14 protein-coding genes and 1 pseudogene are annotated in these 16,854 nt (G+C 71.4%); 11 read left to right on the top strand and 4 right to left on the bottom strand.

Annotated features, from left to right (window positions below; translation table 11 throughout):
• From R2S09_RS14980 to R2S09_RS14990, 3 genes are all read left to right on the top strand, one after another.
• Nucleotides 1-387 (top strand): sulfite exporter TauE/SafE family protein (locus R2S09_RS14980; RefSeq protein ID WP_316741464.1); only part of this gene is annotated, 387 nt, incomplete at its 5' end.
• A gap of 184 nt (nt 388-571) precedes the next feature.
• Nucleotides 572-943 carry a hypothetical protein gene (locus tag R2S09_RS14985; protein ID WP_316741466.1) on the top strand — a complete coding sequence of 124 codons (372 nt, stop codon included), beginning with the start codon at nt 572-574 and terminating at the stop codon, nt 941-943.
• A gap of 142 nt (nt 944-1,085) precedes the next feature.
• On the top strand, nt 1,086-4,286 hold the full coding sequence (locus tag R2S09_RS14990; protein WP_316741467.1) for a glycoside hydrolase family 2 TIM barrel-domain containing protein: 3,201 nt from the start codon (nt 1,086-1,088) through the stop codon (nt 4,284-4,286).
• A gap of 61 nt (nt 4,287-4,347) precedes the next feature.
• Here the strand turns inward: R2S09_RS14990 and R2S09_RS14995 are convergent, their stop codons facing one another.
• Nucleotides 4,348-4,965 (bottom strand): LysE/ArgO family amino acid transporter, encoded by a 618-nt coding sequence (locus tag R2S09_RS14995; protein WP_316741468.1) that lies wholly within the window; start codon nt 4,963-4,965, stop codon nt 4,348-4,350.
• A 75-nt stretch (nt 4,966-5,040) separates the two neighbouring features.
• Here R2S09_RS14995 and R2S09_RS15000 point away from each other — a divergent pair, with 75 nt between their 5' ends.
• From R2S09_RS15000 to R2S09_RS15015, 4 genes are all read left to right on the top strand, one after another.
• The gene (locus tag R2S09_RS15000) at nt 5,041-5,925 is read left to right on the top strand and encodes a LysR family transcriptional regulator ArgP (protein WP_306185224.1); all 885 of its coding nucleotides are present in this window, start codon (nt 5,041-5,043) and stop codon (nt 5,923-5,925) included.
• Nucleotides 5,926-6,260: 335 nt separating this feature from the next.
• A complete protein-coding gene (locus tag R2S09_RS15005) occupies nt 6,261-7,082 on the top strand; it encodes a DUF1963 domain-containing protein (protein ID WP_316741472.1) in 822 nt (273 codons plus the stop codon).
• A gap of 475 nt (nt 7,083-7,557) precedes the next feature.
• Nucleotides 7,558-8,985: a rifampin monooxygenase gene (gene rox / locus R2S09_RS15010; RefSeq protein ID WP_306185222.1), complete on the top strand. Its 1,428-nt coding sequence runs from the start codon at nt 7,558-7,560 to the stop codon at nt 8,983-8,985.
• 351 nt (nt 8,986-9,336) lie between these two features.
• On the top strand, nt 9,337-11,757 hold the full coding sequence (locus R2S09_RS15015; protein ID WP_316741473.1) for a SpoIIE family protein phosphatase: 2,421 nt from the start codon (nt 9,337-9,339) through the stop codon (nt 11,755-11,757).
• Between the two features lie 16 nt (nt 11,758-11,773).
• Here the strand turns inward: R2S09_RS15015 and R2S09_RS15020 are convergent, their stop codons facing one another.
• The 3 genes and pseudogenes from R2S09_RS15020 to R2S09_RS15030 all read right to left on the bottom strand — a co-directional run bounded on the left by R2S09_RS15020 (nt 11,774) and on the right by R2S09_RS15030 (nt 13,711).
• On the bottom strand, nt 11,774-12,106 hold the full coding sequence (locus R2S09_RS15020) for a putative quinol monooxygenase (protein ID WP_306185220.1): 333 nt from the start codon (nt 12,104-12,106) through the stop codon (nt 11,774-11,776).
• A 107-nt stretch (nt 12,107-12,213) separates the two neighbouring features.
• Nucleotides 12,214-12,444 (bottom strand): annotated as a pseudogene (locus R2S09_RS15025) (3-hydroxyacyl-CoA dehydrogenase); the annotation flags it as partial.
• 25 nt (nt 12,445-12,469) lie between these two features.
• Nucleotides 12,470-13,711: a benzoate/H(+) symporter BenE family transporter gene (locus R2S09_RS15030; RefSeq protein ID WP_306185218.1), complete on the bottom strand. Its 1,242-nt coding sequence runs from the start codon at nt 13,709-13,711 to the stop codon at nt 12,470-12,472.
• A 183-nt stretch (nt 13,712-13,894) separates the two neighbouring features.
• On the opposite strand from R2S09_RS15030, the gene R2S09_RS15035 reads away from it, so the two are divergent.
• From R2S09_RS15035 to R2S09_RS15050, 4 genes are all read left to right on the top strand, one after another.
• Nucleotides 13,895-14,440, top strand: coding sequence for a helix-turn-helix domain-containing protein (locus R2S09_RS15035; RefSeq protein ID WP_306185217.1), 546 nt, complete (start codon nt 13,895-13,897; stop codon nt 14,438-14,440).
• Nucleotides 14,441-14,517: 77 nt separating this feature from the next.
• Nucleotides 14,518-14,967 (top strand): histidine phosphatase family protein, encoded by a 450-nt coding sequence (locus tag R2S09_RS15040; protein ID WP_316741474.1) that lies wholly within the window; start codon nt 14,518-14,520, stop codon nt 14,965-14,967.
• On the top strand, nt 14,934-15,722 hold the full coding sequence (locus R2S09_RS15045; RefSeq protein ID WP_316741475.1) for a DUF427 domain-containing protein: 789 nt from the start codon (nt 14,934-14,936) through the stop codon (nt 15,720-15,722). Before R2S09_RS15040 ends, R2S09_RS15045 begins: the two co-directional genes overlap by 34 nt.
• A 27-nt stretch (nt 15,723-15,749) precedes the next feature.
• A complete protein-coding gene (locus R2S09_RS15050) occupies nt 15,750-16,736 on the top strand; it encodes an alpha/beta hydrolase (RefSeq protein ID WP_316741476.1) in 987 nt (328 codons plus the stop codon).
• Nucleotides 16,737-16,854: the final 118 nt, after the last annotated feature.

Consider the following 16,854-nt stretch of genomic DNA (forward strand, 5'->3'; position numbering starts at 1 on the left):
CGCACCGAGCCGTCCGGCCGGGTCCGCCCCGGCAAGGCCGGCGCGGCGGGCGCCGGGCTCGGTGCGGTGACCGGATTCCTCGGCGTGGGCGGTGGCTTCCTCGCCGTGCCCGCGCTGGTGGGCGTGCTCGGACTGACCATGCGCCGGGCGGTCGGCACCAGCCTGCTGGTCATCACGGTCAACTCGCTCGCGGCCCTGGCCGCCCGGTCCGGCACCGGGACGCACCTGCACTGGGGGGTCGTCGCACCGTTCACCGCGGCGGCGATCCTGGGCGTCTGGGACGGCAAACGCCTGGCGAAGAGGATCCGGGGCAGAGCACTGCAGAGCGTCTTCGCCTACGTGCTGTTCGCGGTCGCCGCGTTCATGCTCACCGACGCGCTCACGTGATCACGATTCTTTCCTGTACGCCCCCTCTCCGACGCGACCCGCCCTACGCAGGGCACGGCATGTGTCTTGGGTCCACAGGACGGTGAAGGCATCAGACATGCCGTGATCCTATGAACGAGCACTGACATCGACCGTGGTGCGCTATAGATGCCCCATGGTGTGGTTGCTGGTGGCAGGAGTGCTCGTGGCATCGCTGGTCACCATGGCGCGGGAAATGCGGCGGAATGTGACGCTCCGCCAGATTCGGCCGACGGCGCTCGAGGTGTCGGCCGAAGTGGTCGGCGACCGGGCCACCCGGAGCGGGAAGCCGGGCGCGTACTTCCTCACGCCGGTCGTGCGCTACCACATCGACGGCAAGCGGTACGAGGCCGAGATCGCCAACGCGACCTACCGTCGCCCTGCCGACGTCGGCTCCTTCACGACCGTCCTCGTCTCGCCGGACTTCCCCTACAGCCCGATGGACCCCTACGGCGGCCTGGGCGCCACGCTCCGCGGCGCCCTCGTCACGGCCGTGCTCAGCACGCTGCTCCTGATCTGGCAGATCGCCCTGCTGTGAGGTGATCTGCCGTCAGTTCCCGGGTTCGCCCAGGACTTCGGTCGCGGAGATCAGTGAGCCGCGTGAGCGGCCGGTGGTCTTGTGCGATGGGGAGTTCCGTTCGATGCTGGCGGTTCTTGATGCCTTGCGTTCGGAGTCGCGAATGAGTGCAGAGAGAAACAGTGCGTACCGCCCGCGCCGCCGCACGGTGCTCGCCGCGGGCGCCCTGGCGGGATGGGCCGCCTTCGGCGCCCAGAAACGGGCGTTCGCCGCACAGGGCGATACGGCGGCCCAGGGCGACACGGCTGCCCAGGGTGATCCGTGGGACGCCGACCCGCGCACGTTCCAGGTCAACCGCGAGACGGCCCGGGCCCGCCTCGTGCCGTACGCGAGCCCGTCCGACGCGCTGCGCGGACGGTTCCAGGAGTCGCCGTACCACCGGTCGCTCAACGGAAGCTGGCGCTTTCAGTGGTCGCGGAACGCCGACCAGCGGCCCGTCGGGTTCCAGGAACCGGACTTCGACGACAGCGGATGGGACCACATCCCCGTGCCCTCCAACTGGGAGATCGAGGGCTACCCGGAGCCGATCTACCTCAACATCAAGTACCCGTGGATCGGCTACGAGACGCCGGTCCCGCCGCAGGTGCCCAAGGACTTCAACCCGGTCGGCTCCTACCGCCGTACCTTCACCGTGCCCGCCGACTGGTCGCGGCGCCGCACGCTGCTGTCGTTCCAGGGCGTGAAGTCGGCCTTCTTCGTGTGGGTCAACGGCGAGCAGGTGGGCTACAGCGAGGACAGCTACACACCCGCCGAGTTCGACGTCACGCCGTATCTGCGCCAGGGCACCAACACCCTCGCGGTGGAGGTGCACCGCTGGTCCGACGGCAGCTGGCTGGAGGACCAGGACATGATCGACCTGTCCGGGATCTTCCGCGACGTCTACCTGTACTCCATCCCACAGGTCCACGTACAGGACCTGTTCGTGCACACCGAACTGGACTCCGCCTACCGTGACGCCGTCCTGACGGTCGACGTCGCCGTACGGGACCGGGGTGGCGACCGCGCGGCCGGGCACCGGGTCACCGCCGAACTCTTCGATCCGCGCGGCCGCCGGCAGCTCCGCCTCTCCGGCGACGCGGGCGACGGCCCGGCGACCCTGAAGGGCGACGTCCGGGCACCCGCGCTGTGGTCCGCGGAGGACCCGAACCTGTACACGCTCGTCGTGACGCTCACCGACCCGAGCGGCCGGACGGCCGACGTCCACAGCACGCGGATCGGCTTCCGCCAAGTGGAGTACGGGCCGGGGCGGTTCACCGTCAACGGCAGGCCGGTGATGTTCCGCGGCACCAACCGCCACGAGACCGACCCCGAGCGCGGTCAGGCCGTCGACGAGGCACGGATGATCCAGGACATCCGCCTGATGAAGCAGCACAACATCAACGCCGTCCGCACCTCGCACTACCCCAACCACCCCCGCTGGCTGGAACTCTGCGACGAGTACGGGCTCTACGTCATCGACGAGACCGACCTGGAGACGCACGGCGTGCGGGCCACGGTGCCCGCATCCCTGCCGGAGTGGACCGACGCCTGCGTGGACCGGCTGCGGTCGATGGTCGAACGGGACAAGAACCATCCGTGCGTCGTCGTCTGGTCGCTCGGCAACGAGGCCGGGCAGGGCGCGAACTTCAAGGTCATGGCCGACTGGGTACACGCCCGCGACGCCTCGCGCCCGGTGCACTACGAGGGCATGAACGCCGTCGCCGACCTGCACAGCGAGATGTACACCAGCCCCGCGGGCGTGGAGGCCTACGGCAGGTCCGGCAACCGGACGCCGTTCATGCTGTGCGAGTACAACCACTCGATGGGCAACAGCGGCGGCAACCTGCAGGAGTACTGGGACGTCTTCGAGCGGTATCCGAACCTGCACGGCGCCTTCGTCTGGGACTGGGTCGACCAGGCCATCCGGCTGCCGGTCCCCGGCGACTCCCGGCACACGTACCTGTCCTTCGGCGGCGACTGGCACGCCGGCTATCCCACGGACGGCAACTTCTGCTGCAACGGCCTGACGGCCGCGGACCGGTCGGTCCACCCCGGGCTGATCGAGGTGAAGAAGTGCTACCAGCCGGTCGGCATCACGGCCGGCGACCTCTCCGTCGCCTCCGGGGGCACCGTCAAGGTCCGCAACAAGCATCTGTTCAGCGGTCTGGAGGCCTACGCGCTGCACTGGTCCGTGACCTGCGACGGCGAGACGGTGCAGCACGGCACGCTCCCGGCTCCGGCGGTGGCGCCCGGCGACGAGGGTGACGTGCGCATCCCGTACCGCAGACCCTCGTCCTCCATATCCGGTGGCGAGTACTTCCTGAACCTCTCCTTCGTGCTGCGCGAGCGGACCCGCTGGGCGGACGCCGGACACGAAGTGGCCGCCGAGCAACTGGCGTTGGACTGGCACGCTCCGGTCTCCGACGACGCCCCGGCGACCGGCCGGCTGACGCTGGCCGAGACCGCGACCGAGGTGAGGATCAGCGGACCGGACGTGGAGGTGGTGCTGTCCAAGTCCTCCGGAACCCTCGCCTCGTACACATGGAAGGGGCGGGCGCTGCTCGCCGAGGGCCCCGTGCCCAACTTCTGGCGCGGGCCCACGGACAACGACATCGGCCGCGGCTTCCAGAAGACGGCCGTGACATGGCGGGACGCGGGCGCCGAGCGCACGGTGACCTCCGTGCGGGCCGCACAGCCCGCGGACGGCGAGGTCGTCGTCGAGGTCGCCTGCACTCTGCCCACGTCCCCGAAGACCGCCACCTGGCACACGGTGTTCCGGGTCCGTGCCGACGGCGAGGTGCGGGTGCGGCACACCCTGGACGCCCCGTCCGGGCTGCCGGACCTGCCCATGGTCGGCGCGCTGCTCACCGTGCCGGACGGGCACGAACGGCTCGGCTGGTTCGGGCGGGGACCCCACGAGAACTACCAGGACCGCAAGACGGCCGCCTTTGTGGGCCGGTGGCACTCCACGGTCGACCAGCAGGTCGCGCCGTACGTACGGCCCCAGCAGACGGGCAACCAGACGGACGTCCGGTGGCTGTCGCTGACCGACCGCTCCGGCCAGGGCCTGGAGGTCGTCGCCGACCCCGCCGCGGGCGAGCCACTGCTGGAGACCAGCGCCCTGCACCACTCGCCCTCGGACCTGGACGGTCCGCGCCACCCGTATCAGCTGACGCGGCGTGACGAGACGATCCTGCTCGTCAACCACCGGCAGATGGGAGTCGGCGGCATCAACTCCTGGGGCGCGGCACCGCTGGAGAAGTACCTCCTGCACTCCGGGCGCACCTACAGCTACGCCTACCGGTTGCGTCCCGCCTCCGGCTGACCCGGATGGAGGGCGGTAGCGGCGGCACGACACTCCGCCGAAGCCCTCACCACACTCGCCCTCATGCTCCGAGGGCGAGTGTGGCGCCCAGCGCGAGCATGGTGAGGGCGACCAGGCCGTCCAGAACTCGCCAGGCGGTGGGCCGGGCCAGCAGGCGGCCCAGCAGCCGGGCGCCGAAGCCGAGCGCCGCGAACCAGCACAGGCTGGCGAGAGCGGCGCCGAGCCCGAAGGTCCAGCGCAGGGGGCCACGGTCGGCGGCGAGGGAGCCGAGGAGGAACACGGTGTCCAGGTAGACGTGCGGGTTGAGCCAGGTCATCGCCAGGCAGGTGAGCACCGCGCGCCTGCGGGACCCGGCGGCTTCGCCCTGCGCCCGCAGTCCGGTGCCGGGCCGGAGGACGCGACGGGCGGCGAGGACACCGTAGGAGCTCAGGAAGACCCCGCCGATGATCCCGACCGCACGGAGCGCGCCCGGCCACGCCACGACGGCCGCCCCGACCCCGCCGACGCCGAGCGCGATGAGCACCGCGTCGGACAGCGCGCAGATGCCGACGACGGCGAGGACGGCGTCCCGGCGCACCCCCTGGCGCAGGACGAACGCGTTCTGGGCGCCGATGGCGACGATCAGGGAGAGTCCGGTGCCGAATCCGGCGGCGGCGACGGCCAGGGCGTGATGGTTCATGGTGCGACGCTAAGGAAGCCGCCGAGGAAAAGTACAGCTAATGTTTCTTACGCAACCTTAGCTATTCTTAGCAGCGTGGCGACGGATCTCCCTGTGGAACAGGTACGGACTCTTCTCGCCGCGGTCGACGAGGGCACCTTCGACGCGGCGGCCGCGGCGCTGCATGTGACGCCGTCGGCGGTCAGCCAGCGGATCAAGGCACTGGAGCAGCGCACCGGCCGTGTGCTGCTCCAGCGCACCAAGCCGGTGCGGCCCACGGAGTCCGGCGCGGTGCTGGTGCGCTTCGCCCGGCAGCTCGCACGGCTGGAGCGCGACGCGTGGGGCGAGCTGGGGCTCAGCGGCGCCGGACAGCCGACGCGGGTGTCCGTCGCGGTGAACGCGGACTCGCTCGCGACCTGGTTCCTGCCGGCCCTGACCCGGGTGACCGGGCTCTGCTTCGAGCTGCACCGGGAGGACGAGGACCACACGGCGACCCTCTTGCGCGAGGGCCTGGTGATGGCCGCGGTGACCTCCTCGGCCGACCCGGTGCCCGGCTGCACGGTCCGCCCGCTCGGCCGGATGCGGTATCTGCCGGTGGCGGAGCCGGGTCTCGCGGCACGCCTGCTGACCGGGCCGCTGCCGGAGGTGCTGCCCGGGGCCCCCGTCGTGGTCTTCGACCGCAAGGACGACTTCCAGGACGGTTTCGTACGCCGGCTGGGCCGCACCTCCGCCGCCGCGGACCGGCACCACGTCCCCACCTCCGAGGGCTTCTGCGAGGCGGTCGCGGCCGGGCTCGGCTGGGGCATGGTCCCGGAGGTCCAGGCCGCGCCTCTGCTGGAAGCGGGCCGTCTGACCCTGCTCGCGCCCGGGGAGTGGATGGACGTCACCCTGCACTGGCAGCAGTGGAAGCTCGACTCCCCGGCACTGGCGGCACTGGCCGACGCGGTCACGGCCACCGCGGCCGAGGCTCTTCGGCAGTGAAGGCTCCTGCCTCGTCGCGGCAGATCCCCGTCTCGGCCGCGACGTGGCCATTGCGGTGCGGCACAGGTCTTTCCCACCGCCACGGATCCAGGGCGTGTTTGCCGCGGGTCAGGCCCGCTTCGAGTTGCTGAAGCACTGCCGGTCCTTCGGACAGGGGGTGAACGTGGGGAGTGCCCGGCCGGAGTACGCCGTGGGTGATGAGTGCCTCGATCTCGGCGAGCAACTCTCGGTGGACCGAAGGGACCGCCGTGACCAGGGCACCGACGCCCCGCGATCATGCACGGCTCCCTCGATGAGCAACTGCCGCCCGCACACGAGATCGTTAGGGTGGCCGCGTGACTGACGAGACCGTGGACAGACCGAACCGTTTCCGCGCCGAGGCGGAATCCCGCGACCTGCCGCCGGAGGAGGTGGAGGAGTGGATACGCGCCGCCCTGCCGGCGGTGTACATGGCAGAGGACGGTGACGGGCCCCTCGCGGCCCGGGTGGGTGGCGACCCGATGCTGCCGCACGGCGTACCGGACCCGTCCGATCCCTTCGTGGCCTCCGTGGACGTCGCGGCCCTTCCCCCGGGCGCCACCAACCTCCCGCTCCCCGCCGACGGTCACCTGCTGTTCTTCGCCGCTCCCGACGTGGGTGGCATCCAGGGACACGTGCCGGACGCCGTGATGTACATCCCCGCCGGGACACCGACCACCCGACGCCCCCTCGAACACAGCCGGCGCAAGCCGTACCAAGCGCGGGAACTGCGCACACTCTGGCACCAGTTGAGCCCTCAGATGCCGGAGAGCTTCGCCCTGGACACATGGGGCGACTTCCCCGACGACGAACAGTTCGAACGCGCTGAAGAGCTCGCCGACGCATGGTCCCACGTGGGCGGCCACCGGCCCTCCTGGACCCTCCAGATCGGCGGCCACCCGGTCTCTCCTCAGAACGACCCGGTCCACTACGCCCGCGACCCCGGCCAGGACGACACCGCCGGGCAGGGCAGCACGGACGGCGAAGCCGGCACCGACGACTGGACTCTCCTGGCCACCTGGAGATGCGGCGACGACGTCTCGGAACTGGACTCGGGCGTGGCCCACTGGGTGATCCGCCGCCGGGACCTGGCGGCCCTGCGCTTCGACCGAGCCCACCGCTACGTCGAAATGGCCTGAACCGTCGGCAGGGACGGGCTCCACGGCGGTGCCCGCTCCGGCCCTGTGTGCGAGTTCGGGCATGCCGGCCCGGCATCTCGGGGTTCTCGAGTCGAACCAGCGCAACCGGATGGGCGTGTCCGTCCTCGCCTGCCGGTTCTGGAACGCGGCGCGGCGCTCCTCGCTCAAGACCGGCGGCAGGCCACCGTACCGGCCGGCGTCCGTACCGCGTCGTGCGTAGAGGGCGAGGGTCCGCTCTCGCGCCTCGCGCCGGTCCACCGCCTGCATGCCCGGCACGACGACCCGTCGACCGAAGACCGGACCGGCCGTCAGGAGGACAAAAAACGAAGGCAAGGAGTTCGCGCACTCCTTGCCACTCTCAACTTATAGCGCACAGGGGGCCTTGCGGCAAGGCCCCCTGTGTGCCGCAGAATCTCCGGCCGGTGGCAGAACCTGAGGACATCAGGTGGCCGGAAGCTGATGACATGGGGGCTTGATGACTGACGTGATCATTGTCGGTGGTGGACCGACCGGGCTGATGCTGGCCGCGGAGTTGCGGCTGCACGGTGTGCGCGTGCTCGTGCTGGAGAAGGAGGCGGAGCCGACCAAGGTGGTCCGCGCGCTCGGACTGCACGTGCGCAGCATCGAGGTGATGGACCAGCGCGGCCTGCTGGAGAGGTTCCTCGCGCTCGGTAAGCAGTACCGCGTCGGCGGCTTCATCGCCGGCATCGACAAGCCCTGGCCCGACCGGCTGGACACCGCACACGGGTACGTCCTGGGCATCCCGCAGCCCGTAACGGCCCGGCTGCTGTCCGAGCACGCCACCGAGCTGGGCGCCGAGATCCGCTCCGGCTGCGAACTGGTCGGGCTCAGCCAGGACGAGGAGGGGGTGACCGCCGAGCTGGCCGACGGCACCCGGCTGCGCTCGCGCTGTCTCGTCGGCTGCGACGGCGGCCGCAGCACCGTGCGCAAGCTGCTCGGCGTCGGCTTCCCCGGGGAGCCCAGCAGGGTCGAGACGCTGCTCGGCGAGATGGAGATCGGCGTGGACCAGGAGACGCTGACCACCGTGATGACCGAGGTCCGCAAGACCCAGAAGCGGTTCGGCTTCGCGCCCCTCGGGGAGGGGGTGTACCGCGTCGTCGTGCCCGCCGAGGGAGTGGCCGAGGACCGTACGGTCCCGCCCACGCTGGAGGAGTTCAAGCAGCAGCTGCGGGCGACCGCCGGCACCGACTTCGGTGTGCACTCGCCGCGCTGGCTCTCCCGCTTCGGCGACGCCACCCGGCAGGCCGAGCGCTATCGCGTCGACCGGGTGCTGCTGGCCGGCGACGCGGCACACGTCCACCCGCCGACCGGCGGGCAGGGCCTCAACCTCGGTATCCAGGACGCGTTCAACCTCGGCTGGAAACTGGCCGCCGAGATCGCCGGCTGGGCGCCCGAGGGGCTCCTGGACAGCTACCAGGACGAACGTCACCCGGTGGCCGCGACCGTGCTGGACCACACCCGCGCGCAGATGCACCTGATGGCCACCGAGCCCGGTCCCCAGGCGGTGCGCCGGCTGGTGGCCGAACTGATGGACTTCGAGGAGGTGAACCGGTACCTCATCGAGAAGATCACCGCGATCGGCGTCCGCTACGACTTCGGTGAAGGGCACGAACTGCTGGGCCGGCGGATGCGGGACGTGGAGCTGAAGCGGGGGCGCCTGTACGAGCTGACGCACGGCGGCCGCGGACTGCTGCTCGACCAGACCGGCCGGCTCTCGGTGGCGGGCTGGGAGGATCGCGTCGACCATGTCGTCGACGTCAGCGCGGAGCTGGATGTGCCGGCGGTGCTGCTGCGGCCGGACGGCCATGTGGCATGGGTCGGTGAGGACCAGCGGGATCTGCTCGGCCGGCTGCCCACGTGGTTCGGCGCCGCCGCCGACTGAGCGCGCGGCCTCGGCCCGAGCCGAACCTTCGCGCCCGCCACGCCACGCCGCACCCGCCACGCCACGCCACGCCGCGCCCGCCACGCCACGCCACGCCGCACCTGCCACGCCGCACCCGCCATGCCTCGGGGTCGCGCCACGCCGCGCCACGCCGCGCCGCGCGGCGGGCGTGGCCGCCGCGACCCCGCCCCGTTCACTAGGCTTACGGGGCATCAGCAGGTCAGCGTGCGAGGGGGGTACGCCGAGCCACACCGCACGGGGCCCCCTCATACCGGTCACCGGCCGCGGTCAGGTCCCGCGGCAGAACGTCGCTGACCCGGTACGAGGTGGAGTCCGGTGGTGGAGAAGCGGATGACGGAGCTCAGCGAAAGCCACGACGATCCGTTCGCCCAGCACCTGGCCGCTGTGGCGGTGCTCGACGACCGTGGAGCCGTGGTCGGCTGGAGCCGGCGGGCCCGGGAACTGCTCGGCCACCCGGACACAGCCGTGATCGGTCGTCCGGCACTCGAGGTCCTCGTCGATCCCCGCGATCTGCCGGCCGTACGACAGGCCGCGGCCAGATGCAGGAGAGCGGGCGGCTGGTTCGGGGTGCTGAGGGTGCGGCACAGCGACGGGCGGCTCGTGGAGATGGGGCTCAGGGCCCATGCGCTCGCCCGCGGCGACGGGATCCGTGAGTGGTTTCTGGCCGGAGCCCTCGCGGTCGACGTCCTGGAGTGGCAGAGGGACCGCGCGGTGCTCGACGGGTTGTACCGCCGGTGCCCCATCGGCCTCGTCGTCCACGGCCCCGACCTGCGGCTGCTCCGGGTCAACCGGGCCATCGAACGCGTCACCGGCGTCCCGGCAGCGGAGTTCCGTGGGCTGCCCACCGGCTGTTTCCTCCTGCCCGACGACGCGCGCAGGGCCGTGGACCGGGTGCGCCGGGTGATCGAGACCGGAAGGCCGATGGTCTACTCCGAGCAGTTCGTCCGCATGGAGTGGGATCCGGCACGCGAGCGGGTCGCGATGGTCTCGTCCTTCCCCATGGAGGACCCCTCCGGCCGCATCCTGGGCGTGGCCGAGATGATCGAGGACATCACCGAACGCTATCGGGCCCAGCGTCGGCTCGCGCTCCTCGACCAGGCCGGCAGCCGTATCGGAACCACCCTCGACGCGGCGGAGACCGCCCGGGAACTGGCCGAGGTGATGGTGCCTCACCTCGCCGACCACGCCTCGGTGGACCTCCTTCAGCAGGTGACCCGCGGTGAGGAACCGGCGCAGGCACTGACAGGGCCCTTCGTGCGCGTCGGGACCAGCGGCGTCGGTGCCCGGCAACCCGGTCCGCCCCACCCCCAGGGCGAGCCGGTGGAGTTCGCACCCGACACACCCGAGGCCAGATGCCTGGCCGAAGGGCGGCCCATCCTGGAGCCCGTGCTCCCGCCCGACTGGTTCTCGTCCCCAAGCCGCCAGGGGCCCCACGCTCCGGAACTCGGCGCACACTCGCTGATCGTCGTACCCCTGGCCGCGCGTGGCCTGGTGCTGGGCGTGATGACCCTGTGGCGTTCGCGCCGGCCCGATCCCTTCGAGGCGGACGACCTCACCCTCGCCCAGGAACTCGCCGCGCGCGCCGCCGTCGCCATCGACAACGCCCGGCGCTTCACCCAGCAGCAGCACACCGCGTTCACCCTCCAGAGCAGCCTGCTGCCCCGTAAGGTCCCGGACCAGTCGGCCGTCGAGGTGGCCCTGCGGTACCTTCCGGCCAGCGCGGCGCCGGGGCTGGGCGGCGACTGGTTCGACGTCATCCCTCTGTCCGGTGCCCGGGTCGCCCTCGTCGTCGGCGACGTGGTGGGACGCGGCATCCACGCGGCCGCCACCATGGGCCGGCTGCGTACCGCCGTGCACACGCTCGCCAGCCTCGACCTGGAACCGGACGAGGTCCTCTCCCGCCTGGACGACCTGGTCCTGCTGCTGGCGGCCGAACAGGAGGCGGCGGGCGAGCGGCCCGTGGGCGAGCAGGCCGTCGGCGCCACCTGCCTGTATGCCGTGTACGACCCGGTCTCCGGGCGTTGCTCCGCGGCCCGCGCCGGCCACCCACCGCCGGTGGTGACGGCCCCGGACGGACAGGCGGCCCTGCTCGACCTGCCCGCCGGACCACCGCTCGGCCTGGGCGGCCTGCCGTTCGAGGCCCGGGACGTGGAACTGGCCGAGGGGAGTCTGTTGTGCCTCTACACCAACGGACTCATCGGCGAACGTCACATCGACGCCGACGCCGGCCTGGCCACCCTGCGCGCGGCGCTCACCCGCCCCGCGGACGCACTGGAACGCACATGCCAAGCAGTCGTCGACTCCCTCGTGCCCGCGCGCCCCAGCGACGACATCGCCCTGCTGATCGCCCGCACGCGCGTGCTGCCACCGGACGACGTCGCCTCCTGGCAGCTGCCACCGGAGCCCGGAAGCGCCGCCCGGGCCCGGGAGCTGACCTCGGCCCAGCTGGCCGAATGGGGCCTGGAGCACCTGGCGTTCACCACCGAGCTGATCGCCAGCGAACTCGTCACCAACGTCTACCGGTACGCCGGCGGCCCCGCCACCCTGCGGCTCATCCGTGAACGGTGTCTGGTGTGCGAGGTCAGCGACACCAGCCACACCTCACCCCACCTGCGCCGCGCCCGCACCACCGACGAGGGCGGGCGCGGGCTGTTCCTGGTGGCCCAGTTGGCCGAACGCTGGGGCACCCGCTACAGCCGCGACGGCAAGACGGTGTGGACCGAACAACCCCTGGGCGGCGCGTTCACCTGACGCCGGGGCGGGACCGCTACTCCTGCCCGGGGACCGCCATCTCCCCGAGCAGGGACCAGTCGTTCTGCTCGACGGTCACGTTGACGATGCGCGGCGTCTCGGCCAGATGGGGCGGCAGCGACTGCTGCGCGGCCTTGAAGTGCGCGGACTGCACATGCGCGGCCCCGGCCTCGTCGTCGCGGAACGCCTCGACCAGCACGTACTCCGTCGAGTCCTCGATGCTGCGCGACCAGTCGAACCACAGGCAGCCCGGCTCGGCGCGGGTGGCCCGGGTGAAGTCAGCGGTGATCTCGGGCCAGCGGTCGGCGTGCTCGGGTCGGACTCGGAACTTGGCGGTGATGAAGATCATGGGCAGCATCGTACGACCTCGTACTGCCGTCGCCGTTCCTGCCGTTGCCGCCGTTGCCGCCGTTGCGCAGGGAGCTCACGCGTGGGCCGGCCCACGCGTGCCGGGCGTCAGCGGGGTGCCATGCGAAGGGCTCCGTCCAGCCGGACGGTTTCGCCGTTGAGCACGGGGCTGGTGAGGATGTGCTCCACCAGAGCGGCGTATTCGTCCGGGGCGCCGAGGCGGGCGGGGCGCGGGACCTGTGCGCCGAGTGCCGCCCGGGCCGTGTCCGGCAGTCCCGCGAGCATGGGCGTCTCGAACAGGCCGGGCGCGATGCTCACCACCCGTATCAGACGACCCGCTGTGAAGCCTTCTTGGAGAGCTGCGTCATACGCCGGCCGTATCGCCTGCCGTGTCCGCCCGCCGGGCCGGCGGTGTCGGCCTGGTCCGGCGTCGCCCGGCGTTCGCGACGACGCTGGTGAGGGCGCCCGCGAGCAGCCCCCAGAAGGCGGATCCGATGCCCAGCAGCGTGACACCGGACGCGGTGGCGAGGAACGTGACGACCGCGGCCTCCCGCGCTGCCTTGTCGGACAGAGCCGTGGTCAGGGAGCTCTCGATCGTGGCCAGCAGACCGACGCCCGCCGTGGCGAGCACCAGGGCGTGCGGCATGGCGGTGAGCAGCGATGCGACCGTGGCACCGAACACGCCGACGCAGAGATAGAAGATCCCGGCCCACACGGCGGCGACGTAGCGCCTGTTCCGGTCCGGGTGCGCCTCCGGGCCGGTGCAGATCGCGGCGGTGATGGAGGAGAGGTTCAGCCCGAACGCACCGAACGGGGCGAGCAGGACGTTGACCGCTCCGGTCCACGTCATCAGCGGCGAGACGGGCACGTCGTAGCCCGAGGCGCGCAGCACGGCGACTCCGGGCAGGTTCTGCGAGGCCATCGTGACCACGAACAGCGGCACACCGACGCTGACGAGCACCTTCCAGTCGAAGTCCGGCGCGACGAAGACCGGCTCGGCGAGCGAGATCCGCAGCCTGTCCAGGCGCCACCCGCCGGTGACGACCGAGGCGAGGACACCACCGGCGAGGGCGAGGAGCACCGCGTACCGCGGCGCGAACCGGCGCGCCAGGAGATAGAGGACGAACACGGGGAAGGCGACCGCGAAGCTGTCGTGCATCGTGCTGAACAGGCCGGTGCCGAACCGCAGCAGCACCCCGGCGAGCAGCGCCGAGGCCAGCGGTACGGGGATGCGGTCCATGGCGCGGGCGAACCACCCGGTCACGCCGGTGACGAGGACGAGCAGTGCCGAGAAGACGAACGCGCCGACGGCCTGCCCCATCGGCACCCCGGCGAGGCTGGTCGAGAGCAGGGCCGCGCCCGGTGTCGACCACGCGGTGACGACGGGAGCGCGATGGCGCAGGGAAAGGCCGGCGCAAGTGATCGCGAGGCCGACGCCGAGCGCGAGCATCCAGGAGCCGATCTCCCTCGGGCCCGCCCCCGCGGCCTTCGCCGCGGTGAACACGAGCGCGGCCGAGCTGGTGACGCCCACGGTGACGGCGATCAGTCCGGCGGCCACGGCCGACGGAGGGGCGGCCGCGCGTATGCGGTCGGTGAAGGAGGACATGCGGGGCAACTTCCGGGGACGAGGGCGGCGGGATGCGGGGCGGAGCGGGGCGCCGGACAGGAGCCGGCGACAGGCTGTCCCGTACCAGCTGTTCCATAAACAGAACGTTTTGTTTGTGGAACACTAGAGAGGAGGGCGGAGACCCGTCAACCACGGCAACGACAGCGGGAGCGCGATCCGGCGATGGGGCTGAACGACGACGTGGGGCGCAGGCTCCGGGAGCTGCGCACGGCCCGGGGCCTGTCCCTCTCGGAGCTGGCGCGGCGCTCCGGCGTGGGCAAAGGCACGCTCTCGGAGCTGGAGAGCGGCACGCGCAATCCCACCCTTGAGACCCTCTACGCCCTGACCACCGCGCTCAACCGGCCGCTCAGCGCGGTACTCAGCGACGACCCGCTCCCGCGCGCCGAGCAGCACGAGGGTGCCGTCTCCGGCAGCGCCGTCACGGCGGTCCTGATCGAGCGGCACGAGGACAAGGACGCGGTCACCGACGTCTTCCGGATCACCATCGCCGCCGGCGCCACACAGGAGTCGGCCGCGCACGTCGCGGGTACGACGGAGAGCCTGATGATCCTGAGCGGCACAGCCGTCGTCGGAGTCCTGGACGCGCCGCGCAGCGCCGGGCCGGGCATGTCGGTGCGCTGGCCCGCCGACACCCCCCACCTCTACAGCGCCCCGCACGGCGATGTGCACGGCATACTCTTCGTACGCTACCCGGCGGCCGCCCTCTGACGCGGGTGAACGGCGGCCGGCAGAACACACAGCACACAACACCACTCAAGGCGCACCTCCACCGCTCTCCCGCACCCATGCCGACGAGTGACCGCAGACGAGTGGCAGCGGACGAGTGGCAGCGGACGCGAGCGGTCCGGCCCGCCGTGACGCCCGATCAGACCGCGTGCACAGCCACGGGTGAGCTGATATTGACCAGGCACGGCCGGACCGGGTGGCGCCTGCCGGGCCGGCACGCCGGCCGCACGGACGTTCCGTTGACCGAGGCGGGTGAGGCCCCGGCCAAGGCACTCGCCCCCCGGCCGGCCGGGGCTCCGCTGGACACCCACTGCTGCTGGGCTGCGGAAACACGGTCGCGGTGCCGCTGTCCTGCACAACCGATAGCATCGAACGACGAGGGAAGGACCGCTCGTCCGAGTACGCATGGTCCCCCCGGGCCACGGTCACCGGGCAAGGCGAGCGCGCGGTCAGAGAATGCACCAAGGTACTCACCATGGCAATCGAGAGCGTTCTGCATCCGGGTCTGATCGTCCCGATCGGGCACGTCGAGCCCGTACCGCGCCGGATCCGCGGGGTGGTCGGCGGCCGCGTCGTCTTCGACACGCGCCGTGCCCTGTATGTATGGGAGTGGCAGGCCTACCCTCAGTTCAGCATCCCGGTCGAGGACCTGGTCGACGGCCTGCTCCGCGATGACCACCGCACGGAGCAACGGGGTGCCGGCCCCGCACGCCGGCACACCCTGCAGGTCGGCTCCGAGGTCCGCGCGGGCGCGGCGTGGGTCTGGGACGAGGGCGCCCCGGAGCCCCTGCATGACACCGTGCGCTTCGAGTGGGACGCCCTGGACTCCTGGTTCGAGGAGGACGAGCCGGTCTTCGTCCATCCGAGGAGCCCGTATTCCCGCGTGGACGCCCTGCGTTCGGCCAGCGCCGTCCGTGTGGAGTCGGACGGGGTCCTGCTGGCGGAGGCACCCGATTGCGTGAAGCTGTTCGAGACCGGTCTGCCGACCCGTTACTACCTTGACCGCACGCACATCGACTGGACCCGGCTGCGGCGCTCCGACACGGTGACCGGGTGCCCGTACAAGGGGACGACGAGCAGCTACTGGTCGTTCGACGGCGACACCGCCTCCCATGAGGACATCGCCTGGACGTACGACTTCCCGACCGTCGAGGCCAGCCGCATCGCGGGTCTGACCGCGTTCTACAACGAGCACGTCGATCTGTACGTCGACGGCGCCTTGCTGCCGAGGCCCACCGACCCCGCCGGTGGAACTGCCGAATAGCACGGCGCCGGGCTGAAGGAGCACGCGGTGACCGACATCGTTCTCGAACCCGCCGCGCAGGACTTCGCCGACGCGACCGCCAGGCCGCCGCTGCTGTACGAACTCGGAGTCGAAGGTGCCCGCGAACTGCTGGACGACGTGCAGGCCCAGCCCGTCCCGAAGCTCGATGTGGACGAGATGTGGATCACTGTTCCCGCCCACGTCGGTGAGGTGAAGGTGCGGATCGTCAAGCCTGTCGGCAGCACCGGTGTCCTGCCTGTGATCCTCTACATGCACGGCGGCGGCTGGATTCTCGGCAACGCCGCCACCCACGACCGCCTTGTCCGCGAACTGGCCGTCGGAGCTCAGGCCGCTCTGGTCTTCGTCGAGTACGACCGCTCCCCGGAGGCCAAGTACCCCGTCGCCATCGAGCAGGCGTACGCCACCGCCCAGTGGATCACCACCAAGGGCGCCGAGGACGGCCTTGACGGCTCCCGGCTGGTCGTCGCCGGTGACTCCGTCGGCGGCAACATGGCCGCCGCGCTCACCCATATGGCCAAGCAGCGAGGTCACGTCACCTTCCTGCACCAGTCCCTTTACTACCCCGTGACCGACGCCGCCCAGAACACCGGGAGCTACCGGACCTTCGCTCACGGTCCGCACCTGACGGCGAAGGCGATGGAGTGGTTCTGGGACGCCTACACCACCGACCCGGCCGAGCGCGCCCAGATCACCGCCTCACCGCTGCGCGCGACACCGGAGGATCTCCGGGGGCTGCCGCCGGCCCTCGTCATCGTGGACGAGAACGACGTGCTGCGCGACGAGGGCGAGGCCTACGCCCGCAAACTCGTCCAGGCCGGAGTGCCGACCACGGGCATCCGCTACAACGCCACCCTGCACGACTTCATGATGCTGAACCCGGTCCGCGGCACCCAGGCCTCGAGCGCCGCGATCGAGCAGGCCGTCCAGGTGCTGCGCAGGGCCCTGGGAACCGGGTCAGTGGGGCACCGGCCGGCGGACCCGGACATCGCATGAACAGGCGATGCCCGTTCCGGCCGGGCAGGGCCTCGCCAGGAGCAGGCATGGTCCAAAGGGCCGAAGACATCGCTTGAACACGTCAAAGCCGTGGCGTGAAAAGACCAAGAATCGAGAA

The organism is Streptomyces sp. MK7 (assembly GCF_032658145.1).
Taxonomy (GTDB): domain Bacteria; phylum Actinomycetota; class Actinomycetes; order Streptomycetales; family Streptomycetaceae; genus Streptomyces; species Streptomyces spiralis.